Here is a 23304-nt window from a genome sequence, read left to right as displayed (position 1 = left end):
AGGCCTCTGCGGCATTAGGCGGGGGCAACGACCAAAGCTAGGTCGGGCATGCCATGCGGCAATGGCTGCTCTCCGTTCCGCCAACACAGGAACATTCGAGAGTGGTCCGCGGGCGGCGGGGCAGGACCTTACACGACAGGGATGTCGTGTAAGAGCCCCATGGATGGGTTCACGGCGTGTCCTGCCCCGGCGCCCGCGGGCAGGACACGCATGGAATCAAGGCGCCAGCCAATCAGGCTCTCCTCGACCAAAACCAAACCGCAAACGACGGTACTTTTCTTCAAAAAAACTATAAGGCGCCAGTCAACCACGCTTTTCTCGGCAACCAGCTTTCTTTTACGCAGAAGCCCAGTCTTCCGGGCCACTGGCTGCGGTGCCCCGTCAATCAGCCAGCCCGCACCTGCCGCACGATCGCCGCAGCCTTGGCCGAGCTTTCCTTGACCTTGTCCCACTGGCCCTGGGCCAGCCAGTCCTTGGGCACCATCCACGAGCCGCCGATGCACAGCACGTTCGGCTGCGACAGGAACTCGGCCGCGTTGGCCTCGCTGATGCCGCCGGTGGGGCACAACTTGAGTTCGGACAGCGGGCCGGCCAGGCCCTTGAGCATCTGCAATCCCCCCACGGCGGTGGCCGGGAACAGCTTGCAGACGCGGAAGCCCAGGCCCATCAGGGTCAGCAGCTCGGTCGGCGTGGCCGCGCCGGGCACGGCCGGGATCGGCGCATCGGCGAGCAGGCGCGCCAACGGGGCGGGCGTGCCGGGGGTGACCAGGAAATCCGCACCGGCATCCACCGACTGACGCAGCTGCAGCTCGCTCAGCACGGTGCCGGCGCCGATCACGATGTCGGGCAGCTCGCGCTTGAGCATGGCCAGTGCTTCGACCGCGATGGGGGTGCGCAGGGTCAGTTCGATCGCGGGCAGGCCGCCTTCGAGCAGCGCATCGGCGACGCGGCGCGCCTGGTCCAGCGTGTCCACGGTGACCACCGGCAGGATGCCGGCATCGCGCAGCAGCCGTTCGGCGGTGTTCTGGGTCTGGGCAATCGTCATTGCAACTCCGTTAGACGGCGACCGCCGGGCGGTCGCGCAGAGGGAAGGGGAATCAGGCGTCCTTGGACTCGTGCGGTGCGGCTGCGGCTGCGGCATCGGCACCGAGTTCGTACTCGGCGTCGTAGCTCCACAGCGCGCCGTCCGGACGGGTCGGGCCGCAGGAAATCGAGATGGCACCCTGGTCGGCGGGGCCGACCACCTGGCGGTTGATCGCGAACAGGTTGCGTCCCAGGTCGTTGCCGGCCACCGAGGTGTTCGGCGCGACCTCGCGCGAGGCCCACTCTTCAGCCGACACCAGCACTTCCAGCGTGCCGGCTTCGCCGTCCAGGCGCACGATGTCGCCTTCGCGTACGCGCCCGATCGGACCGCCGCGTGCGGCTTCCGGGGTCATGTGGATCGCCGCCGGGAACTTGCCAGAAGCACCGGACAGACGGCCGTCGGTGACCAGCGCCACGCGCCGGCCCTGGTTCTGCAGCAGGCCCAGCAGCGGCGCCATCGAGTGCAGTTCCGGCATGCCGTTGGCACGCGGACCCTGGTAGCGCAGCACCACCACGAAATCGTGCGGCAACACGCCGGCAGCATGCAGTTTGTTGAGCACCTGCGGGGTATCGATCACCACCGCCGGCGCCTCGATCGTGCGGTGCTGCGGCTTGACCGCCGACAGCTTGATCAGCGAACGGCCGAGGTTGCCGCGCAGCAGGCGCAGGCCGCCCTGCGCCTCGAAGGCGGCGCTGACCGGGCGCGCCACGCTGTCGTCGGCAGTGGTCGCCGTGCCGGGAACGTAGACGACCTTGCCGTCCTGCAGGCGCGGCTCGTTGGCGTAGGCGCGCATGCCGCCCTCGACCACGGTGGGCAGGTCGTCGTGCATCAGCCCGGCATCCATCAGCTCGCGGAACACGAAGGCGGTGCCGCCCGCGGCCTGGAAGCGGTTCACGTCGGCTTCGCCGTTGGGGTAGATACGGGTCAGCAGCGGCACGGTCTGCGAGATCAGGTCCATGTCGTCCCAGGTCAGCACGATGCCGGCCGCGCGCGCCACCGCAATCCAGTGGATGGTGTGGTTGGTCGAGCCGCCGGTGGCCATCAGCGCGACCACGGCGTTGACGATGGCGCGCTCGTCGATCAGGCGACCGAACGGACGGAAGTCCTGGCCCAGCGCAGAGATCGCCAGCGCACGCGCGGTGCCCTCGCGGGTCAGCGCATCGCGCAACTGCAGTTCCGGGTTGACGAACGAGGCGCCGGGCAGCTGCACGCCCATCGCTTCGAGCAACACCTGGTTGGAGTTGGCGGTGCCGTAGAAGGTGCAGGTGCCGGGCGAGTGATACGAGGACGATTCGGCTTCCAGCAATTCGGCGCGGGTGGCTTCGCCAGCGGCGTAGCGCTCGCGCACTTCGGCCTTCTGCTTGTTCGGAATGCCCGGCGTCATCGGCCCGGCCGGCATGAACAGCGCCGGCAGATGCCCGAACGCCAGCGCGCCGATCAACAGGCCCGGCACGATCTTGTCGCACACGCCCAGGTACACCACGCTGTCGAACATGTCGTGGCTCAGGCCGATCGCCGTGGCCTGGGCGATGTTGTCGCGCGAGAACAGCGACAGCTCCATGCCGGCGCGGCCCTGGGTGACGCCGTCGCACATCGCCGGCACGCCGCCGGCAACCTGCGCGGTGGCGCCGAGCGTGCGCGCGGTCTCGCGGATCAGCTGCGGGTAGTGCTCGAACGGCTGATGCGCCGACAGCATGTCGTTGTAGGCGGTGATGATGCCCAGGTTGGGCGTGGCCGCACCGCGCAGGCGCGACTTGTCGGTCGGCTCGGACGCAGCGAACCCATGCGCAAGATTGCCGCAGCTCAAGCGGCTGCGGAACGGACCCTCGCGCAGGGCGGCATCGAGACCGGCCAGGTACGCCGCGCGCGACGGCGCGCTGCGCTTGCGGATACGGTCGGTGACAGCTTGGATGTTCGGATGCAGGCTCATTGGCTACCGGCTATGAGAAACGGGGAAGAAAGTAATCACGCTTTTTTTAGATACCCGCACAAGGATGTGCGGGCTGTTGCGAGGGACTCGCACAAAATCGGCTGTTGCGAAGGACTCGCACCAAATCGGCTGTTGCGAGGGACTCGCACTCAAGCACACCAGTGGACCCGCAATTTCGGGCCTGGCTGCTGCAGCGCCACCCGGATCGGATACTCGCTGACATCATCGCCTGACAAGGCGGCCTGCAGCACGTCAAGCTTCTGCTTGCCGCGCAGCAACAGCAGACGGGTCGGGATCGGTGCGAGCCCGGCCGGAGTCAGCGTGATGCGCAGCGGCCACTGGTTGGAACCCGGGCAGCCGGTGGCATCCAGCGATGCGTAGGGCTGCGGGCTGGACAGTGCCTTGCTCAGATCGGTCGAGCCCGGAAACAGCGAGGCAGTGTGGCCGTCGCCGCCCATGCCCAGCACCGCCAGGCACGCGGGTTCGGCATGCCTGGCCTGCAGGTTGGCGGTGTGCACGCACTCGGGCAACTGCTTGCCCGGACGCACCAGCGGGATGAAGGTCGCCGCCGGTGCATGGGTCAGGAAGCTGTGCTTCACCAGCCAGGCGTTGCTGTCCTGATCCTGCGGCGACAACCAGCGTTCGTCGACCAGGCCGACTTCCACCCGCGACCAGTCCAGCGAACGATGGGCGAGGGATTCGTACACCGGCGCCGGCGTGGTGCCGCCGGACAGCAGCATGCGCGCCTGGCCGCGGCGCGAAATTTCCTGTTCCAGCAGGTCGGCCATCTCGCTGGCGACCGCTTCGGTCCACTCGGCCGGGTCTTCGTAGCGCACCAGTGTGATGCGCGGATTGTCCTGCAGGTTCATCGCTGCTCCCCTGGATGCTGGCGCTGCGCATCCACCGCATAGGCGGCGGCACCGAGCAGGCCGGCATGCGGATGCATGACCGCCAGCGACGGCACCCGCGACATGATCGCGGAAAAGCGTCCCTTGTGTTCGAAGCGCTGGCGGAAGCCGGAATGCTGCAGCGAATCCAGCACCTTGGGCACCAGCCCGCCGGTGAGGAACACGCCGTCCCAGGCGCCCTGCATCAGCACCATGTCGCCGGCGATCGCCCCGAAGATGGCGCAGAACAGATCGATGGTGCGCGACGAGCGCGGGTCGCCGGCCGCCGCACGCGCGGTGATGTCCTTGGGCTGCAACGGGCCCGGGTCGACCCCGGCGATCTCGCTGAGCGCGCGGTGGATGTTGACCAGGCCGGGGCCGCAGATCAGCCGCTCGTTGGAGACCCGGCCGAACTGCTCGGACAGGATCTCCAGGATGCGGATCTCCTCCGGCGTGCCGGGCGGGAAGCTGACATGGCCGCCTTCGGTCTCCAGCGGGAAACAGCGCCCGTTGCGGATGATCAGCCCGCCCACGCCCAGTCCGGTGCCCGGGCCGATCACGCCGTAGTTGCGGGCCTGATCGATCGGTGCGGGCCGCCAGCTGGCGCCGCCGACCTGCACCACGTCCTGCGGGCGCAGCAGGCTGATCGCCATGGCCTGCGCGGCGAAGTCGTTGATCAGGTGCAGGGTGCTGAAGCCCAGCATCGCGGCGGTGCGCGAGCGCGAGATCACCCACGGATGGTTGGTGATGCGTGCCTCGTCGCCATCCACGCGCCCGGCCACGGCGAACACGCCCTGGGTGGCCTGCACGCCGATCTGGTCGAGGTAGTAACGCGCGGCTTCGCCGAGCGAGCCGAAATCGACCACCGCAAATTCGCGCGAGGTGTCATCCAGCAACGGTACCGAGGCGTCGACGTCGGCCAGCGCGAAGCGCGCATTGGTTCCGCCGATATCGGCGACCAGCACCGGCTTGGAAGGAGCGGTCATGCAGTGTGTCCCTGTGCGTCGGTGGCGGGGGGCAGGAAGGGCGCCGCGGTATCGGGGCCCCAGCTGCCGGCCGGGTAGGGCTGCAGTGGCAACTGCGCGTCTTTCCAGGCATCGCTGACGCTGTCGATCCACGCCCAGGCGGCCTTGACCTCGTCGTCGCGCACGAACAGCGCCGGGTTGCCATTGAAGGCATCCACGAACAGGCGCTCGTAGGCGATGCGGCGATGCAGGCCGGTCGGCACCGACAGTTCCAGTTCCAGCGGCTGCAGCTCGATCGCGCCCCATTCCGGGCCGGCCAGGCTGCTCATCAGGCCGAGCTCGATGTTTTCCTGCGGCTGCAGCTGGAAGGTCAGGCGGTTGGGCACCGCGTTCTGCCGGTCCGGGCGCTCGAACAGCCAATGCGTCACCGGCTTGAGCGTGACCACGATGCGGGTGGAGCGCTCGGCCAGACGCTTGCCGGTGCACAGATGGAACGGCACCCCGGCCCAGCGCCAGTTGTCGATGTGGGCGGTCACCGCGACGAAGGTTTCCACGTCGCTGCCTTCCGGCGGGTGATAGGCCTGCGCCGGCTGGCCGTTGATGCTGCCGGCGGTGTAGCGGCCGCGCACGCTGTCGTGGGCGGCATGCTCGGCGGTCATCGGGCGCAGCGCGCGCAGCACCTTGACCTTCTCGTCGCGGATGCGGTCGGCTTCCAGCGCGGCCGGCGGCTCCATCGCCACCAGGCACAGCAGCTGCAGGATATGGCTCTGCACCATGTCGCGCAGCGCGCCGGAGCGGGCGTAATAGGCATCGCGCCCGTCCACGCCTTCGCTCTCGGCCACCAGGATCTGCACCGACTCGATGTAGGTACGGTTCCACACCGCTTCCAGCAGCGTATTGCCGAAGCGCAGTGCGATCAGGTTTTGCACCGCCGCCTTGCCCAGGTAATGGTCCAGGCGGAATACGCGGTCTTCGTCGATCAGCGCGCCGATCGACTGCAGGATCTCGCGGGCGCTGTCCGAGTCGTGGCCGATCGGCTTTTCCAGCATCAGCCGGTGCGGCGCGGCCAGTGCGCCGCCCAGGGCCAGGCCCTGGCAGGTGCTGATGTACAGGCCCGGCGGAATCGCCAGGTAGCTCACGCACTGGCGGCTGGCCAGCTCGCGCACGGCGTTGGCCACCGACTCGGCATCGCGCAGATCCACCGAGCGATAGTCGACCCGCTGCAGCAGCGTCTGGATCTGCTCGGGCGTGGCGATCGGCAGGGCGGCGGCCAGGCGCGGGCGCAGGACCTCGCGGAAGGCCTCGGTGTCGTGCGGCGACAAGGCCAGCGCACGGATACGGAAATCCTCCGGCAGCAGGCCATCGACGAACAGTCGCAGCAGGGACGGGAAGAGATAGCGCTGGGCGAGATCGCCGGTGGCGCCGAACAGGATCAGGGTGTTGTGCATGGACCGAATTTCAGATTCTGGAGACATCGTGATCAGCAGCTGGTCGGAAAGGCGCCGGACAGCCGGCGGTCGGTACGTCTGTTCCTGAGCGACACTGGCGTGCGCGCAGCGGAGGATGGACGCGCACGTCCAATCCCCGATTGTTGCAGCAAGTGGCCGTCAGCGGTTAGCGCCGCGGCGGTATATCTGCCCATGCGTGGCGGAATGCCGGGACTTGCACGGTAGGCTGCACCGCTTGAAACAGCGGCTTGGGTCGGTGGCGGCATGGTCCCTCCCGAGATCGATGTTGCCATGTGAAAACGATTACATGTCAGAATAAACCAATGCATTCGTTTGCAGGAGATTTCCTTGCAGGCGCATGTGGCGTCACCGCCGTCGGGAGGGCCGAAGGCAGGGCGCACAACTTACGTTGAGGCCGAAGATGGCGAAAGTGCAGTTGGAAGGTGTCCGCAAGGTCTACGAGAACGGCCAGGTCGCGGTGCAGGGGGCGAGCTTCGAGGTCGCCGATGGCGAATTGATGGTGCTGGTCGGTCCGTCCGGCTGCGGCAAGTCGACCCTGTTGCGCATGATCGCCGGGCTCGAGGACATCAGCGCCGGCACGCTGAAGATCGGCGAGCGCGTGGTCAACGACGTGGCCCCCAAGGACCGCGACATCGCCATGGTGTTCCAGAGCTATGCGCTCTATCCGCACATGACCGTGGCCGAGAACCTGGCCTTCGGACTGAAGCTGCGCGGCCACCCCAAGCAGGTCATCGCCGAGCGGGTCAACAACGCCGCCGAGCTGCTGGGGCTGACCCCGATGCTCGACAAGCTGCCCAAGGCGATGTCCGGCGGCCAGCGCCAGCGCGTGGCGCTGGGACGGGCGATGGTGCGCGAGTCGTCGGTGTTCCTGCTCGACGAGCCGCTGTCCAATCTGGATGCCAAGCTGCGCCATAGCGTGCGCACCGAGATCGCCCAGCTGCATCGCAAGCTGGGTACCACCATGATCTACGTCACCCATGACCAGGTCGAGGCGATGACGCTGGGCCAGCGCATCGTGGTGCTCAAGGATGGAGTGATCCAGCAGATCGACAGCCCGATGGCGCTGTACGACCGCCCGGCCAACCTGTTCGTGGCCGGATTTCTCGGCAGCCCGGCGATGAATGTGCTGCAGGGGCGCCTGGATGAGCAGGACGGCCTGCACCTGGTCGTGGCCGATGGCTGGCGTGTGCCGCTGGGTGCGGCCCGCATCGATCGCAGCTGGTTCGGTCGCGAGGTGATCGTCGGCGTGCGCCCCGAGCACCTGCAGCCATCGAGCGATGCCGCGCTGGGCTTCGACGCGCGCATCGATGTGATCGAGCCGGTCGGCAACGAGATCTTCCTCAACCTCGACCGCGGCGGCCAGCCACTGGTGATCCGCGTCGCGCCGCAGGCCTTGCCGGCGGTGGGGGAGCCGCTGCGCCTGGCGCTGCGCAGCGATGCGCTGCATTTCTTCGACCCGGCCAGCGGCGAGCGGCTGGCGCCGGCCTAACGCGCCAACCCCTGCACGAACGCCAGCGGGCGGGCAGCATGCCCGCCTGCCTGCAGCACGGCGTCGGCCTCCAGGGTCAGCTCCAGCGGCACCACCGCCAGCGCGAGATCGCCGGCCACGCTGACCAGCGTGCCGACGGTGGCATCGCCCAGCAGCACGGCCTGGCCCGCCTCGACCACCGCAGCGCTGCCGCCGGCCTCGACCTGCAGCAGCTGCAGCGCACGCTTGGCCTTGCCCAGGAAGTGCGTCCGCGCAACGATCTCCTGGCCCGGGTAGCAGCCTTTCTTGACGCTGAAGGCCTGCAGGCGATCCAGTGCCAGCTGTTGCGGCGTCCACTGCTCGCGTTGCGCATCGGGCAGGCGTGCCAGCCCCAGTTGCAGGTCGGTACGGCGCCAGTCGGCATCCATGCGTGCAGGTTCGATAGGCGCGGCCAATGCTTCCGCGTCCGCAAGCAACAACAACGTGCGCGGCAGGGCAGGGCTGCCCATATCCAATTCGATACGCTGCGTTCCGATATCGGCCTGCGCGCCCCGTGCGCGCGCAGGCGCGGCAAAGCCGGCATGCGCCGAAAGCGCCGCCACGCCGATGCTGAGCTTGCGTCGAAACACGAAACGCCCGAGTTGCGCTGCGATCTCGGCCGCATTGCCGTCGGGCAGCAGCATCAATACGTCGGTGTCGTTTTCGCGCAGGAGTGCGAAGATGGCGATCACGCGCCCCTTTGCCGTCAGCCACGCATTCCATTGCCACTGCCCGATCGCCAGCGCCTGTACGTCGTTGGCAAATTGCGCATGCGCGAACGCCACTGCATCCGTCCCGAGCAAGCGGACGTATTGCATGTCGTGCAGGGAGCCAAAACCCTGCGGAATAAGATTCAGGTTGTCAGCCACGGAAGGGGAGGACTAAAATCGCAATGTTGTGAGACCACTATGATAGGCCATCCAACCCCCACGCCATCGCAGGATTCCGAGACGCAGCCTTCCTCTCAGGAGCACATTCCCGAGAAGCAGCCCCTGCCCAAGGAGATCGGTGGGCGCGACGGCCCTGAGCCAACGCGCTACGGCGACTGGGAAAAAAATGGACGCTGCATCGATTTTTGAGCAGCTTTTAGCCACAGCGGCCTAGTGCCGCCCAGCCGAGATACGAGCCCAGCGAATGGCGATCCGCGAACGTCCCACTTCCCCACATCTGCAGGTATATCGCTGGCAGATCCAGATGGCGACCTCGATCCTGCATCGAGCCACCGGCGTCATTCTTTCCGGAGGGGCGCTGGTCATTGCCGTCTCCCTGCTGGTGTTGATGCTCGGGCAGGACCACTGGTCGTGCCTCACCCAGCATCTCGGCGCCTGGTACGGCCAGGTGTTCCTGTTTGCATGGTCATGGGCGTTTGCCTATCACCTGTCCAACGGCATCCGCCACATCGTGCAGGACTTCGGCTACGGCTTCAGCATCCCGTCCTTCGTGCGTAGCAGCTGGACGTCGGTGGTTGCCAGCCTGGTGATCACCGCCGCGATCTGGGCCTATGTCCTGACCGGAGTCGCCGCATGAGCCGTTACCGCACCCCGTTGAAGACCGTGCGCGGCCTGGGCGCCGCCAAGACCGGGACCGAGCATTTCGTGCTGCAGCGCCTGACCGCCACGGCGCTGGTGGTGTTGGCGATCTGGTTCTTGGTGTTCGTGCTGAGCCTGCTCGGTTCCGACTACCCGACCGCGGTCGCGGCCGTGTCCAGGCCCTGGAATGCAGTCCTGCTGGTCGGTTTCCTGGTGGCAATGTTCTGGCACGCGCAGCTTGGCCTGCAGGTCGTGCTCGAGGACTACATCCACAATTCGCTGCTGGCACTGGCGTTGCAGACGACGGTGAAGTTCATCGCCGTGCTTGGCGCGATCGTCAGCATTTTCGCAGTGGCGCGCATCGCGCTGGGCGGTGCCTGAGTCATCGGGCACACAGAACAGGAATCCAGATTAGATGTCCGCTTACAAGATTACCGAACACAAGTACGACATGGTCGTGGTGGGAGCCGGCGGCGCCGGCCTGCGCGCGACCTTCGGCCTGGCCCAGAAGGGCCTGCAGACCGTCTGCCTGACCAAGGTGTTCCCGACCCGCTCGCACACCGTGGCAGCGCAGGGCGGCATCTCGGCCGCGCTCGGCAACATGGGCGAAGACGACTGGCGCTACCACTTCTACGACACCATCAAGGGCTCGGACTGGCTGGGCGACCAGGACGCGATCGAGTACATGTGCCGCGAGGCAATCCCGGCGATCATCGAGCTCGAGCATTACGGCGTGCCGTTCTCGCGTACCGAAGATGGCAAGATCTACCAGCGCCCGTTTGGCGGCATGACCACCAAGTACGGCGAAGGTCCGTCCGCGCAGCGCACCTGCGCGGCGGCCGACCGGACCGGCCACGCGATGCTGCACACGCTGTACCAGCAGTCCCTGGCGCACAACGCGCGCTTCATGATCGAGTACTTCGCGCTCGACCTGATCTTCGACGAAGAGGGTGTCTGCCGCGGCGTGCTGGCGCTGGACATGGCCGATGGCAGCCTGCATCTGTTCCGCGCCCATGGCGTGGTGCTGGCCACCGGCGGCTATGGCCGTGCCTACTTCAGCGCCACCTCCGCGCACACCTGTACCGGTGACGGCGGCGGCCTGGTGATGCGTGCCGGCCTGCCGGTGCAGGACATGGAGTTCGTGCAGTTCCATCCCACCGGCATCTACGGTGCGGGCTGCCTGATCACCGAGGGCGTCCGTGGCGAAGGCGGCATCCTGCGCAACAGCAACGGCGAGCGCTTCATGGAGCGCTACGCACCGCATTACAAGGACCTGGCCTCGCGCGACGTGGTCTCGCGCTCGATGACCGTGGAGATCCGCGAAGGCCGCGGCGTCGGCGAGCACAAGGACCACATCCTGCTCGACCTGACCCATCTCGGCCCGGAAGTCATCAACGAAAAGCTGCCCGGCATCGCCGAGAGCGCGCACATCTTTGCCGGTGTGGACGTGACCAAGCAGCCGATCCCGGTGCTGCCGACCGTGCACTACAACATGGGCGGCATTCCGACCAACTTCTACGGCGAAGTCGTGCGCAAGCAGGGCGACAACCCGGATGCGGTGGTGCCGGGCCTGTATGCGATCGGCGAAGCGGCCTGTGTGTCGGTGCATGGCGCCAACCGCCTTGGCTCCAACTCGCTGCTGGATCTGGTGGTGTTCGGCCGTGCGGTGGCCAACCGCTGCGCCGAGACGGTCAAGCCCAACCAGCCGCACAAGACGCTGCCGTCCGATGTCTGCGACAAGGCGCTGGGCCTGCTGGACAAGCTGCGCTACGCCAACGGCTCCACGCCGACCTCGGTGATCCGCGACAACATGCAGCGCACCATGCAGTCCGATGCGGCCGTGTTCCGTACCAGCAAGACGCTGAAGGAAGGCGTCGACAAGATGGCCGAAATCTTCGCCAGCTTCGAGGACGTCAAGGTGTCGGACCGCTCGCTGGTGTGGAACTCGGACCTGATCGAGACCTACGAGTTGAACAACCTGCTGCTCAATGCGGTGGCGACGATCAACTCGGCCGAGCAGCGCCACGAAAGCCGCGGCGCGCACTCGCACGAAGACTTCCCGGACCGCGACGACGTCAACTGGCAGAAGCACACCCTGGTCACCGTCGACGACAAGGGCAAGTGCGAGTTCGAATACCGTCCGGTGCACATGTACACGCTGAGCAAGGACGTGGACGTGGTCCCGCCGAAGCCGCGCGTTTACTGATCGATGCGCATGGTTCGATCCGCTTCCGCGTTGCTCCTGCCAGCCGGCCTGTCCGGGCATGGCAGCTGTGCAACGTCGCAGCCGGATCGCGTCGTGACGCAGGGGCAACGCCGGCACGCCGCCGGACGTTGCGCCACCGCTTCGGTGGTGGCATCCGTCATCTTTACCTTCATGCGCACGGTGCGGTTGTCGTCCGCACCGCGCATCGCCTGAGCCAACGAGAGCAGCTATGGCAGAGTTCACCCTCCCCAAGAATTCAAAGATCGGCAAGGGCAAGCATTACCCTGCACAGGGCGCCAAGAACACGCGCACCTTCAAGGTCTACCGCTGGGATCCGGATGGCGAGGCCAACCCGCGCACCGACAGCTACGAGATCGATCTCGACAAGTGCGGCCCGATGGTGTTGGACGCGCTGATCAAGATCAAGAACGAGATCGACCCGACGCTGGCGTTCCGTCGCTCCTGCCGCGAAGGCATCTGCGGTTCGTGCGCGATGAACATCGACGGCACCAACACGCTGGCCTGCACCAAGGCGATTGCCGCCTGCGGCAAGGCCGAGGTGCCGATCTATCCGCTGCCGCACATGGATGTGATCAAGGACCTGGTGCCGGACCTGACGCATTTTTACGCGCAGTACGCATCGATCAAGCCGTGGATCCGCACCCAGACCCCGCCGCCGCCGGACCGCGAGCGCCTGCAGTCGCCGGAAGACCGCCGCAAGCTCGACGGCCTGTACGAATGCATCCTGTGCGCGTGCTGCTCGACCAGCTGCCCGAGCTACTGGTGGAATGGCGAGCGCTACCTGGGCCCGGCGATCCTGCTGCAGGCGTATCGCTGGATCATCGATTCGCGCGACGAGGATACCGGTGCGCGCCTGGACGACCTGGAAGATCCGTTCAAGCTGTATCGCTGCCACACCATCATGAACTGCGCGCGGACCTGTCCGAAGGGCCTGAATCCGGCGCTGGCGATTGCCGAGATCAAGAAGCTGATGATGGCGCGCCGCGCCTGATCGCAGCGCAATTCGCCCCCGCCCCGGCGGGGAGGTGGTTCACAGCGGCACCGGCCCTTGGTCTGGTGCCGCTGTCGTTTTCGGCGCCGGCAAGGCGAGGTGGAGAGTGAGATGGACGAACAGACCCTGCTGAAGAAACTGCGCTGGCGTTGCCGGCGTGGCATGCGCGAACTCGACCAGTTGTTCGGGCGCTACCTGGATCAACGCTGGGCGCAGGCTTCCGAGTCAGAGCGCGCGGTTTTCCTACAGCTGCTGGATTGCGAAGACGATAAGTTGTGGCGCTGGTTCATGGGATACGAGGCCTGCCCCGATGCCGCCAACGCCGCACTCATCGCCGATATTCGCGCCATGCCGGCTTGAATGGCGGCCCTCGCGCGGGCTGGTCTGCGCACTGGCTGTGCTGAGCGTGCTCGCGTTGTGGGCGCTGTGGCGTAGCGGGGTGCCGCCGTGGCTGGCCGTATTGCTGTCGGTCCATGCGGTGTCTGCAGGTGGCCGCTGCTTGCGCGTGCTGTTGCGTTCGCCGGCACGGGAGGTGATCGTGCCCTGGGGCGATACGCCCGCCAGCGTTGACGGCGCGCAGGTGCACGCCCTGCAGGTGGCATGGCGCGGACCGATCGCGGTGGTGTCGTGGACTGGTCCGGATGCACGTCGCCAACGCCTGCATTTCTGGCCGGATACCTTGCCGGCGGCGCAGCGACGTGAACTGCGTCTGGCCGCTCAGGCACACGCCATTTCGTCCGGGCGGCCGCAAGTGGCACCATAGCGTCCCTTTCCCGGTTGAACCGCATGTTCAAACCTATCCCGGTCGCCATCGGCTTGCGCTACCTGCGTGCCAAGCGGCGCAATGGCTTCATCTCGTTTATCTCGATGGCATCGATCCTGGGCATCGCCCTGGGCGTGACCGTGCTGATCACCACGCTGGCGGTGATGAGCGGTTTCCAGAAGGAGATCCGCGACCGTCTGCTGCAGATGGCCGCGCATGCCACGGTCAGTGCCGACGGCGCGCCGATGCACGATTGGCAGCACGCGGTCGAGGTCGCCATGGCCGATCCGCGCATCGCCGGTGCCGCGCCGTATATCGAAACCGAATCGCTGCTGCAGGGTCCGCGCAAGCAGCCGGCGATCGTGCGTGGCATCGTTCCTGCCGAAGAAGGCAAGGTGTCGGTGCTGGCCAAGAAGATGCAGCAGGGGTCGGTCGACAGCCTCACCCCGGGCTCCTACAACATCGTCATCGGCAAGGAGCTGGCGATCTGGCTGGGCGTGGACGTGGGCGACAGCATCGTCGTGCTGCTCAGCGACACCCAGGCCACGCCGCTGGGTGCGATGCCGCGGCTCAAGCGCTTCACCGTCAGCGGGATCTTCGAGGCGGGCTACAACGAGATCGACCGCGGCCTGGCCGTGGTCAACATGCAGGACCTGGCGCGCGTGCTGCGCATGGACGGCGTCACCGGCGTACGGCTGCGCCTGCACGACATGGACCAGGCCTGGCCGGTCGCGCGCGATCTGGCGGTGAAGTTGCATGGTCCGTACCGGGTCAGCGACTGGACCCAGGAGAACGCCAATCTCTACCACTCGTTGAAGATGGAAAAGACCGTGATGGGCATCCTGCTGTCGCTGATCGTGGCGATGGGCGCGTTCAACCTGGTGTCCTCGCAGGTGATGCTGGTCACCGACAAGCAGGCCGATATTGCCATCCTGCGCACCCTGGGCCTGTCGCCTGCGGGCGTGATGCAGGTGTTCATGGTGCAGGGTTCGTTGATCGGCTTCATGGGCACGATCATGGGGGTGATCGGCGGCATCGTGCTGACGCTCAACCTGGAACGCATCCTCGGGGTGATCGAGACGATCTTCAGCGTCAAGCTGCTGCCCGAAGACGTGTATTACATCACTGGCTTGCCGACCGACATGCAGACCCAGGACGTGGTGGTGATCACCGTCGTCGCGCTGGTGATGAGCTTCCTGGCGACCTTGTATCCGGCATGGCGCGCGTCGCGGACCCAACCGGCGGAGGCGCTGCGTTATGAATGAGATCAGCGAATCGGGAATCGGGAATGGGGAATCGGCCGTGCAGACGTCAAGCCACGCAGAAGCAGTGATTCGGGCCGAGGGTCTGGGCAAGACCTATGCCGAAGGCAAGATGCGTACACCGGTGTTCGATCGACTGGATCTGACCGTGGCGACCGGCGAAACCGTAGCCATTGTCGGCGCCTCCGGTGCGGGCAAGAGCACGCTGCTGCACCTGCTCGGCGGGCTGGATATTCCGACCTCGGGCGAGGTGTATGTGGCCGGCCGGCGCATGTCGGCGTTGTCCGATGGCGAGCGCGGCAAGCTGCGCAATCAGGCCTTGGGCTTCGTGTACCAGTTCCATCACCTGCTGCCGGAATTCACCGCGCTGGAGAACGTGATGATGCCGGTGCTGTTGTCCGGAAAAGAGGTCGCGCTGGCCCGGGCGCAGGCCTTGCAACTGCTGGAATCGGTCGGGCTCGGACATCGCATCGAACACAAGCCCAGCGAGTTGTCCGGTGGCGAGCGCCAGCGCGCGGCCGTGGCGCGTGCGCTGGTGAACAAACCGGGCTGCGTGCTGGGCGACGAGCCGACCGGCAACCTGGACGACAAGACCGCAGAGACCGTGTTCGAGCTGATGCTGGAACTCAATCGTGCACAGCGCACCAGCCTGGTCCTGGTGACCCACGATCGCAGCCTGGCGCGGCGTCTGGACCGCGTGCTCGAACTGCACCAGGGCAAGTTGCGCGAACTGGCGCCGTCTGCGGTGTAGGCAGTACCTTGCCGTCGGAATTCCTGACGGCAAGGCAGTGGTGAACCACGGGTGTCAGAGCGAAGATCCCGTATCCGGTTGCCGATGCATCCGCGTGATGGGCGACCGGATGCTGCGACACCCTGATTGCTGTGCATGCAGCGCCCGCGAGCATCATCGCATCGATGCTCGCGTCGACAGCAACCGGTCGCCGTCACGTCGGTGACGCCGACCGGTGGCGCATCAGGGAATGATGCGCTGCGCGCGCAGGCGCGTGAACAATTCCAGGAACGATGCGCGGCTGTCGTAGAAATCCACAAAGCCCAGCTCGCGGCTCTTGGTCATGTCGTTGACGCACTCGATCTCTCGGCCCAGGTCGGCATCGGTGTGCCACCAGGATGCCAGCCGGTTGACGTCGGCTTCCACCAGGCCATGCTGCCTGGCGATCTCGCTCCATACCGCCGGGGCGGTCTCGCTCAGGCGTGCCTCCAGCGGCTGCGGGGTCTCGGGGCAGGGCGCCGCTTCGAGCCCGAAGAAGTCGGCAATCTGGCCCCACATCCAGCGCCAGCGGAACACATCGCCGTTGACGGTGTTGAAGGCCTGATTGCGCGCGGCCGGGCTCAGGCCGGCCCAGGCCAGCTGCTTGCCGAGCAGGCCGGCATCGGTCAGATCGGTGAGGCTGTTCCACTGCGCCTGCGAGCCGGGAAACACGAACGGCTGGCCGGTGTGCTTGCACAGCGACGCATACACCGCCAGCGTCACGCCCATGTTCATCGCGTTGCTGCCGTTGGCCATGCCGATCATGGTGTGCGAGCGATGCACGCTCCAGCCGAAGCCATGCTGCTCGGCATGCGCGAACAACAGGTCTTCCAGGGTGTAGTAGAAATTGTCGCCGGGCTGGCGCGGTTCGCTTTCGCGGAACGGGGTTTCGGCCTTGCCGCTCCCGTAGTTCTCGAACGCGCCCAGGTAGTGCTTGGTGCCGGTGACCAGCGCCATGTGCTGCAGCGGCGCATCGCTCAGCGCTTCGCACAGATGTCGCATCATCGCGCCGTTGGCTTCGACGTTTTCGCGCTCGGTGTCGCGCCGGGTCCAGGTGCAGAAGAACACGTGGGTGATCGGCAGGCCACGCAACGCCTTGCCGGTGCTTTCGGCATCCAGCAGGTCGGCAGCAAGCGGGATCACGCCATCCTGAGGCAGCGGGCGCCGTGCCAGGCCGTAGACGGTCCAGCCGTCTGCCACCAGGACATTGGCGAGGTTGTAACCGGAAATGCCGGTGACGCCGACAATCAGTGCAGTGCCTTTACGCATGGGGGAAACTCCTCGAAAACAGTGGCGAACATAGCGCGGCGGCCATGAAATCGAGGCGAATGCAGGCCGGTACGGTCGATGTGCGACCCGTACACACTGTCCTGCCCAGCGTGTTGCGCGGCCGATAGGAGGACGTTCCCGCGGCCTGATGCACCACGGCAGGCGCCGCCGTTTTCCTACCAGGCACTGCACCGATCGCCGCTGTGCCGGACGCCGGCGCGGGTCTAACCTGAGTCGGTGGATGGACCACGGCCAGGATGGCGACCGACAGCATGCATGCGTCAGCACAGGCATCGCCTTCGCCGCAGCGCGTATCGACGATGACGATCGCAGCGGCATTGTTGCTGGGCATCGTGGTGTGCGCATGGTCGCCTGCGCTGCTGCCGCGTGCGGTCTATGCGGCCTGCCTTGGTGCAGCGGCGCTGGGCATCGGCGTCAGCACATGGCTGCGTCCGCGGCCAAGCGTGCTGGCGTGGGCACTGGCCACCGCCGTTTTCGGTTTCGGCCTGATGGGCTGGCAGGTCGCCGGTGTCCTGCAGGCACAACTGCGCCCGCAAGATGAAGCGCGAGAACTGACGGTGCGCGGTCAGATCGTCGAATTGCCGGTCGCCGAGCCACGACGCACGCGCTTTCAACTGCGCGTGGACGACGATCCCGCACAGCCTGGCGCACTGCGCGGCAAGCTGCTGCAGCTGGCTTGGTATGACGATTTCGGTGCCGAGCGCGTGGGGCCGCGTGGCGCGCTGCGCGCAGGCGCGGGTTGGCAACTACGGCTCAAGCTGCGTGCGCCGCGTGGTTTGCGCAATCCCGGTGGGTTCGATGCCGAGCGGCAGGCGCTGGCACTTCGGATTGCCGCGACCGGCTATGTACGGGTGCCGGCCGCTGCGCGGCAGGTCGCGGCACCGCGTGGCGTGGATGCCTGGCGCGAAGGGATGTCGCAGCGCATTGCCGAGCGCGTGCCCGGGCCGTCGGCGCCCTACCTGCGCGCGCTTGCGCTGGGCGACACGCGCGGGCTGGACGACGCTGCCTGGGCCACGCTGCGGGCGACCGGGCTCAGCCATCTGATTGCGATCTCGGGATTCCATGTGGGGCTGGTCGCTGCAGTCGTCGCCGTGCTGGTCGCCGGGCTCTGGCGTTGCTGGCCGGCGCTTGCAATGCGGATCCCGCGCGTCCACGCGGCAGCAGTCGCCGCCTTGCTCGGTGCGGCGGGTTATGCGGTGCTGGCGGGTCTGGCGCTGCCCACGGTGCGCACCGTGCTGATGATTGCCGTAATCGCGTTGGCGCGGGTGCTACGGCGCCGTGCCACCACCGCGCAGATCCTCGCGCTGGCGATGTTGGCAGTGCTGCTGTGGGATCCGCTGAGCGTGCTGGTGGCCGGCTTCTGGCTCAGCTTTGCCGGGGTGGCCTGGCTGGTGTGGTGCCTGCCAGCGGACGATCGCGCGATCGTGCGGGGCTTCCTGTCCGCCCAGACCGTGGCCACCGTCGGCCTGCTGCCGTTGACCGTCAGCCTGTTCGGGCAGGCGTCGCTGGTGGGGCCATTGGCCAATCTGGTCGCCATTCCCTGGTGGACCTTCGTGGTGGTGCCACTTGCCTTGCTGGGGACTGCGCTGGAAGCGCTTCATCCGGGCCTGGGCGTGTGGGCATGGCGATGGGCGGGCTGGTGCTTCGAGCTGTCCTGGCCGGGCCTGGTCTGGCTCGGGCAGACATCGGTGGCGTTGTGGTGGGTACCCGAGTCCGATGCGATCGCCTTGCTCATGGCCTTGCTGGGCGCGTTCTGGTTGTTGCTGCCGCGCGGCACGCCCGGCAAAGCCCTGGCGGTGCTGCTCTGGCTGCCACTGCTGTGGCCGGACCGCGAACTGCCTGGCGCCGGCGAGGCGGATGTGCAGGTGCTGGACGTGGGGCAGGGCCTGGCGGTGCTGGTGCGCACGCAACGGCATGCGCTGCTGTTCGACACCGGCCCGGCGGTGCGCGATGGTTTCGATGCCGGCGAGCGGGTGGTGTTGCCGGCATTGCGCGCGCTCGGCCTGCGCCGCCTGGATGCCATCGTGCTCAGTCATGCCGACGCCGACCACGCTGGCGGCTATGCAGCGGTGCGTGCGGAATTGCCCGTTGCAATGACCACTGCGCCGCCACAGGCGCCGCTGGACGTCAGCACGCGCTGTCGTGCCGGACAGCAGTGGGTATGGGACGGTGTGCGCTTTCGCTTCCTGCATCCCGGCGCCGGCTTTCCGTATCTGCGCAATCAATCCAGTTGCGTGCTGCGTGTCGAGACACGCCATGCGAGCGCGCTGTTGCCGGGCGATATCGGCGAGATCGTCGAGCGGCGCCTGTTGCGGGAGCATGCCCCGGAGTTGCGTGCCGACCTGGTGGTGGTCCCGCACCATGGCAGCGCCGACGGATCGCATGCCGGCTTCATTGCCGCCACCGGCGCGCGACTGGCGCTGGTGTCCTCCGGGCACGGCAATCGCTTCGGCCACCCGCGGGCCGCGGTGGTGCAGCGCTGGCAGGGCAGTGGCGCCGAGCTGCTCGACACGGCCCAGGCCGGGGCGATCCGGGTCTGGCTGGGCGTTCACGGCCTGCAAGTACGTGAGCGGCGACGCTGGCAGCCACGGCTGTGGGATGCTGCGGAACGGCGGCGGTCGGCTGCTATCCTATCGACCAGCGAACAGGCGGCCGCGTCGCCGGAGGAATCGAATCGTGTTGGAGCTGGTCAAGGCAGGCGGTTGGCCGATGGTGCCATTGCTGTTGCTGGGCGTGATCGCCCTGGCGATCGTGCTGGAGCGTCTGTGGAGCCTGCGCCGCAACGAGGTGGCCCCTCCAGGTCTGGGCGAAGAGGTCCGTAACTGGGCTGCACGCGGCAGGCTGGATCCAGGCCACATCGAATCGCTGCGGCGCAATTCGCCGCTGGGCGCCTTGCTTGCCGCTGCGCTGGACCTACGTGGTCGTCCGCGTGAGTTGATTCGCGAGCGCGTCGAGGACACCGGCCGGCACGTGGTGCACCGCATGGAGCGCTATCTGAATGCCCTGGGCACGATCGCCTCGGCCGGGCCGTTGCTGGGACTGCTGGGCACCGTGGTCGGCATGATCCAGATGTTCCTGGGCATCCTCGATCACGGGGTGGGCGATGTGAACCAGCTGGCGGGCGGCATCGGCAAGGCGCTGGTGTGCACGGCCACCGGCATGATCATTGCGGTACCGGCATTGATGGCGCATCGCTTCTTCAAGGGCCGCATCGCCGGCTACATCATCGAGATGGAGCAGGAAGCCGGCTTGCTGCTGGACACGATGGACGGCCGCGCTGTGCCAGCCGCTGCGGCAGCGCTCGCGGCAGCTGGCAAACCCGTCATGGCAAAGGGCTGACGGATGCGCATCGGCAGTGACCGAAGCCAGGACGAGCCGCATATCGATCTGGTGCCATTGATTGACGTGATCCTTGTCCTCATCATCTTTTTCGTGGTGACCACGACCTTCGACGCACGCTCCACGCTGCAATTGCAGCTGCCGACCGCCAGCGACCAACACACCAGCGCGCCGCCGCGTTCATTGAGCGTGCTGGTCAATGCCGACGGGCGTTATTTCATCAACGATCAGGAAGTGCTGCGTTCGGATGTGGATTCGCTCAAGCAGACCATTGCCCAGATCGCCGGTGACGACCGCGAGCAGACGGTGTTGATGCGCGCGGACGCACGCACGCCGTATCAGGCGGTGGTGACCGCGCAGGATGCGCTGGGGCAGCTCGGCTTCCGCCGCATCGCAATCGCCACGGCGCCGCAGGCCGGCACCACACCCACACCCGGCCACACACGCAACAACGGAACCCGCCAGTGACCACCTCCAACGACCGCCCGGCGCCAGTCTCGTCCTGGCGCACGTACCGTCGCCTGCTGGCGTTTGCCAAGCCGTACCGCCTGTTGCTGGTCGCCGCGCTGATTGCCGCGCTGGTCGAGGCGGCAGGCACGACCGGCTTCCTGGCGTTGATGAAGCCAATCACCGACGAAACCTTCATCTACAAGAACGCCGAAGTCAGTCGCTGGCTGCCGGTGCAGATCATCCTGTTGTTCGTGGTGCGCGGGGTCGCCGGCTACATCACCGACATGGCGATGGGCAAATCCGCACGCAGCATCGCGCGCGACCTGCGCGTCAAGGTGATGTCCAAATACCTGCGCCTGCCGGGTTCGCGCTTCGATTCCGAGCCGGTGCCGTCGATGCTGATCCGCCTGGGTTCGGACTCGGACCAGGTGGCGCAGGCGGCGGTGGATGCGGTCAAGGTGATGATCCAGCAGTCGCTGCAGGTGATCGGCGCGCTGGCGCTGATGCTCTGGCATAGCTGGCAGGTCACTCTGACCATCCTGGTGCTGGCGCCGGTGCTGGCCTGGGTGATGGACAAGGTGGCGCGGCGCTATCGCCGCATCAGCCACAGCATCCAGGAAAGCGGCGCGCATCTGTTGCAGGCGGCCGACCAGACCTTGTCCAGCCATCAGGAGGTCAAGATCTACGGCGCCCAGCAGACCGAGATGGAGCGCTATGGTGCGCTGGCCGACCGCAACCTGCGGCTGGCGATGAAGGTCGAATCCACCCGCGGCATTTCCACCGCCACGGTGCAGATGATCGGTGCGATCGGCCTGTCGGCGCTGCTGTTCGTCGCTGGTGCGCAGGCATTGGCCGGGCGGCTGACCGCAGGTGATTTCGTGGTGCTGATGACCTCGATGCTGACGATCATTCCGGGCCTCAAGCAGCTCACCAATGTGCAGAACATGGTGCAGCGTGGCCTGGCCTCGGCCGAGCGCCTGTTCTCGGTGCTCGACAGTCCCGATGAGCCGGACCAGGGCACGGTGCCGCTGACGCGTGCCAGGGGCCTGATCGAATTCCGCAATGTCACTGCGCGTTATCCGGGGCAGGTGAATCCGGCCCTGGCCGAGGTCAGTTTCGTGGCGCAGCCGGGCACGGTGACGGCGATCGTCGGGCGTTCCGGCAGCGGCAAGTCCAGCCTGATCAAGTTGATCCCGCGCTTCTACGAGGCAGAGTCCGGGCAGATCCTGCTCGACGGGCACCCGGTGCAGGCGTACGCACTGGCCGATCTGCGTCGACAGATTGCCCTGGTCGGCCAGCAGGTGATGCTGTTCGACGGCAGCATCGCCGACAACGTCGCCTATGGCGAAATGCGCAGTGCCGACGCCGGCCAGCTGGAACGCGCCATCCTGGGCGCCAATGCGATGGAGTTCGTCGCGCAACTGCCCGAAGGCCTGCAGTCGCATGTGGGCACCAAGGGCGGACGCCTGTCCGGCGGCCAGCGCCAGCGTCTGGCGATTGCGCGCGCGATGCTCAAGGACGCGCCGATCCTGATCCTGGACGAAGCCACCGCAGCGCTGGACAACGAATCCGAACGCCTGGTGCAGGACGCCCTGCATAAATTGATGCCGGACCGTACCACCCTGGTGATCGCTCACCGCCTGTCCACGATCGAACATGCCGACCAGGTACTGGTGATGGACCAGGGCCGCATCGTCGAGCGCGGCACCCATCATCAATTGCTGGAGCAGGGTGGCTTGTACTCGCACCTGCACGGCATGCAGTTTCGCGAACGTCAGGCATGAGCAAGCGCGGCACCCGCACGCCGGGCTACTGGTACGACAATGCGCCGATCCCGCTGCCGGCGCGCCTGCTGGCGCCGGTCTATGGTGCTGCCATCGCGCTGCGTCGCGCCCTGTATCGTCGCGGCTGGCGCAAGCGCCATGGGGTGCCGGTGCCGGTGATCGTGGTGGGCAACGTGACCGCTGGCGGCACCGGCAAGACCCCGTTGACGATTGCCCTGGTCACCAGGTTGCAGGAAGCCGGCTGGACGCCCGGTGTCGCCAGCCGCGGTTATGGCCGCGAGGCGTCGGAGACCGCACGCTGGGTCGAAGCGGACACGCCGGTGGCGCTCGGCGGCGACGAGCCGGTACTGATCGCCTGGAAAACCGGCGCCCGCGTGCGCGTGGACCGCGATCGCCTGGCCGCGGCGCGCGCCCTGGTCGAAGCCGGCTGCGACATCGTCGTCTGCGATGACGGGCTGCAGCACTACCGGCTCGCCCGCGATGTGGAGATCGAAGTGGTCGATGGCCAGCGCCGCTACGGTAACGGGCGCCTGTTGCCGGCCGGGCCGTTGCGCGAACCGGCGGCGCGTGCGCGCGACTGCGATTTCCGCGTGGTCAACCTGGGCCAGGCCAGCGCAGCGACGACGACACCCACGCCCGCGCCCGATGACGCCGGATTCGGCGAGTGGCAGATGCGCCTGAGCATCGACAGCGTGCAACCGATGGATGGCAAGCGCACCCAGCCATTGAGCAGGCTGGCCGGCCAGCGCGTGCATGCAGTGGCCGGGATCGCGCATCCGGAACGCTTCTTTGCGATGCTGCGCGCGCGCGGCATTGGCGTGGTCCCGCATGCCTTTCCCGATCACCACGTCTATCGCGCCGCCGACTTCAGTTTCGGCAGCCGCCTGCCGGTGCTGATGACGGAAAAAGACGCGGTCAAATGCCGGCCGTTCGCCGATGAGTGGCTGTACAGCGTGCCGCTCAAGGCGGAGTTGCCGGCAGCGTTCTGGGTGAGTCTGCTGGATCGGCTGGACAAGTTGGCAAGTCGGCAGGGCGTTTGATCGCTGCGCCGCTAGTGG

Annotated in this window: 23 protein-coding genes; 16 read left to right on the top strand and 7 right to left on the bottom strand. The window is 66.9% G+C overall.

Annotated elements, in window-relative coordinates; translation table 11 throughout:
• Positions 1-385 precede the first annotated feature (385 nt).
• From C0541_RS05400 to zwf, 5 genes are all read right to left on the bottom strand, one after another.
• Positions 386-1045, bottom strand: coding sequence for a bifunctional 4-hydroxy-2-oxoglutarate aldolase/2-dehydro-3-deoxy-phosphogluconate aldolase (locus C0541_RS05400; RefSeq protein ID WP_115046458.1), 660 nt, complete (start codon positions 1043-1045; stop codon positions 386-388).
• Between the two features lie 52 nt (positions 1046-1097).
• Positions 1098-3014 carry a phosphogluconate dehydratase gene (gene edd / locus C0541_RS05395; protein WP_115046456.1) on the bottom strand — a complete coding sequence of 639 codons (1917 nt, stop codon included), beginning with the start codon at positions 3012-3014 and terminating at the stop codon, positions 1098-1100.
• Between the two features lie 149 nt (positions 3015-3163).
• Positions 3164-3883: a 6-phosphogluconolactonase gene (pgl, locus tag C0541_RS05390; RefSeq protein ID WP_115046454.1), complete on the bottom strand. Its 720-nt coding sequence runs from the start codon at positions 3881-3883 to the stop codon at positions 3164-3166.
• Positions 3880-4887, bottom strand: a complete 1008-nt coding sequence (glk, locus tag C0541_RS05385) for a glucokinase (protein ID WP_104533472.1) — start codon at positions 4885-4887, stop codon at positions 3880-3882. The genes pgl and glk overlap by 4 nt, the downstream gene beginning before the upstream one ends.
• Positions 4884-6314 (bottom strand): glucose-6-phosphate dehydrogenase, encoded by a 1431-nt coding sequence (zwf, locus tag C0541_RS05380; RefSeq protein WP_115046452.1) that lies wholly within the window; start codon positions 6312-6314, stop codon positions 4884-4886. The genes glk and zwf overlap by 4 nt, the downstream gene beginning before the upstream one ends.
• A 421-nt stretch (positions 6315-6735) precedes the next feature.
• On the opposite strand from zwf, the gene C0541_RS05375 reads away from it, so the two are divergent.
• On the top strand, positions 6736-7824 hold the full coding sequence (locus C0541_RS05375) for an ABC transporter ATP-binding protein (RefSeq protein ID WP_115046450.1): 1089 nt from the start codon (positions 6736-6738) through the stop codon (positions 7822-7824).
• Here C0541_RS05375 and C0541_RS05370 read toward each other — a convergent pair.
• Entirely contained in the window at positions 7821-8711 is an 891-nt protein-coding gene (locus C0541_RS05370; RefSeq protein WP_115046448.1) for a YgfZ/GcvT domain-containing protein, read from the bottom strand. The genes C0541_RS05375 and C0541_RS05370 overlap by 4 nt on opposite strands.
• On the opposite strand from C0541_RS05370, the gene C0541_RS21540 reads away from it, so the two are divergent.
• The 10 genes from C0541_RS21540 (at position 8613) to lolD (ending at position 15365) form a co-directional block, all read left to right on the top strand.
• Positions 8613-8921: a DUF1674 domain-containing protein gene (locus tag C0541_RS21540; RefSeq protein WP_338016123.1), complete on the top strand. Its 309-nt coding sequence runs from the start codon at positions 8613-8615 to the stop codon at positions 8919-8921. The two genes, C0541_RS05370 and C0541_RS21540, sit on opposite strands and share 99 nt — an antisense overlap.
• 55 nt (positions 8922-8976) lie before the next feature.
• Positions 8977-9369 (top strand): succinate dehydrogenase, cytochrome b556 subunit, encoded by a 393-nt coding sequence (gene sdhC / locus C0541_RS05360; protein WP_115046444.1) that lies wholly within the window; start codon positions 8977-8979, stop codon positions 9367-9369.
• Positions 9366-9752, top strand: a complete 387-nt coding sequence (gene sdhD / locus C0541_RS05355) for a succinate dehydrogenase, hydrophobic membrane anchor protein (RefSeq protein WP_115046442.1) — start codon at positions 9366-9368, stop codon at positions 9750-9752. Before sdhC ends, sdhD begins: the two co-directional genes overlap by 4 nt.
• 34 nt (positions 9753-9786) lie before the next feature.
• Complete coding sequence (gene sdhA, locus C0541_RS05350; protein WP_104650447.1) at positions 9787-11577, top strand: succinate dehydrogenase flavoprotein subunit; 1791 nt, start codon at positions 9787-9789, stop codon at positions 11575-11577.
• Positions 11578-11586: 9 nt separating this feature from the next.
• Positions 11587-11790 carry a hypothetical protein gene (locus tag C0541_RS05345; protein WP_429001332.1) on the top strand — a complete coding sequence of 68 codons (204 nt, stop codon included), beginning with the start codon at positions 11587-11589 and terminating at the stop codon, positions 11788-11790.
• A 16-nt stretch (positions 11791-11806) separates the two neighbouring features.
• A complete protein-coding gene (locus tag C0541_RS05340) occupies positions 11807-12589 on the top strand; it encodes a succinate dehydrogenase iron-sulfur subunit (RefSeq protein ID WP_115046436.1) in 783 nt (260 codons plus the stop codon).
• A 111-nt stretch (positions 12590-12700) separates the two neighbouring features.
• Positions 12701-12949: a succinate dehydrogenase assembly factor 2 gene (locus tag C0541_RS05335; protein ID WP_039815824.1), complete on the top strand. Its 249-nt coding sequence runs from the start codon at positions 12701-12703 to the stop codon at positions 12947-12949.
• The gene (locus C0541_RS05330) at positions 12900-13352 is read left to right on the top strand and encodes a hypothetical protein (RefSeq protein ID WP_115046434.1); all 453 of its coding nucleotides are present in this window, start codon (positions 12900-12902) and stop codon (positions 13350-13352) included. Before C0541_RS05335 ends, C0541_RS05330 begins: the two co-directional genes overlap by 50 nt.
• A 23-nt stretch (positions 13353-13375) precedes the next feature.
• The gene (locus C0541_RS05325) at positions 13376-14617 is read left to right on the top strand and encodes a lipoprotein-releasing ABC transporter permease subunit (RefSeq protein ID WP_104596009.1); all 1242 of its coding nucleotides are present in this window, start codon (positions 13376-13378) and stop codon (positions 14615-14617) included.
• Positions 14610-15365, top strand: coding sequence for a lipoprotein-releasing ABC transporter ATP-binding protein LolD (gene lolD, locus C0541_RS05320; RefSeq protein ID WP_161959895.1), 756 nt, complete (start codon positions 14610-14612; stop codon positions 15363-15365). The genes C0541_RS05325 and lolD overlap by 8 nt, the downstream gene beginning before the upstream one ends.
• A 222-nt stretch (positions 15366-15587) precedes the next feature.
• On the opposite strand, the gene C0541_RS05315 is transcribed toward lolD, so the two are convergent.
• Positions 15588-16652 (bottom strand): SDR family oxidoreductase, encoded by a 1065-nt coding sequence (locus C0541_RS05315; RefSeq protein ID WP_115046430.1) that lies wholly within the window; start codon positions 16650-16652, stop codon positions 15588-15590.
• 257 nt (positions 16653-16909) lie between these two features.
• Between C0541_RS05315 and C0541_RS05310 the strand changes: the two genes are divergently transcribed.
• Genes C0541_RS05310 through lpxK form a run of 5 tightly spaced genes read left to right on the top strand, consistent with a single transcriptional unit; the run spans position 16910 to position 23286 of the window.
• The gene (locus tag C0541_RS05310; RefSeq protein WP_115046428.1) at positions 16910-19495 is read left to right on the top strand and encodes a DNA internalization-related competence protein ComEC/Rec2; all 2586 of its coding nucleotides are present in this window, start codon (positions 16910-16912) and stop codon (positions 19493-19495) included.
• The gene (locus tag C0541_RS05305) at positions 19383-20012 is read left to right on the top strand and encodes a MotA/TolQ/ExbB proton channel family protein (protein WP_115046425.1); all 630 of its coding nucleotides are present in this window, start codon (positions 19383-19385) and stop codon (positions 20010-20012) included. The genes C0541_RS05310 and C0541_RS05305 overlap by 113 nt, the downstream gene beginning before the upstream one ends.
• A gap of 3 nt (positions 20013-20015) precedes the next feature.
• The gene (locus tag C0541_RS05300; protein ID WP_115046423.1) at positions 20016-20480 is read left to right on the top strand and encodes an ExbD/TolR family protein; all 465 of its coding nucleotides are present in this window, start codon (positions 20016-20018) and stop codon (positions 20478-20480) included.
• The gene (msbA, locus tag C0541_RS05295) at positions 20477-22246 is read left to right on the top strand and encodes a lipid A export permease/ATP-binding protein MsbA (protein WP_115046421.1); all 1770 of its coding nucleotides are present in this window, start codon (positions 20477-20479) and stop codon (positions 22244-22246) included. The genes C0541_RS05300 and msbA overlap by 4 nt, the downstream gene beginning before the upstream one ends.
• On the top strand, positions 22243-23286 hold the full coding sequence (lpxK, locus tag C0541_RS05290) for a tetraacyldisaccharide 4'-kinase (RefSeq protein WP_115046419.1): 1044 nt from the start codon (positions 22243-22245) through the stop codon (positions 23284-23286). The genes msbA and lpxK overlap by 4 nt, the downstream gene beginning before the upstream one ends.
• The last annotated feature ends 18 nt before the right edge of the window (positions 23287-23304 follow it).

Source organism: Xanthomonas arboricola, from assembly GCF_003353015.1.
Lineage (GTDB): Bacteria > Pseudomonadota > Gammaproteobacteria > Xanthomonadales > Xanthomonadaceae > Xanthomonas > Xanthomonas arboricola_E.
Note: the sequence above shows the minus strand (reverse complement) of the source record. Positions and strands in the feature narration are given on the sequence as shown.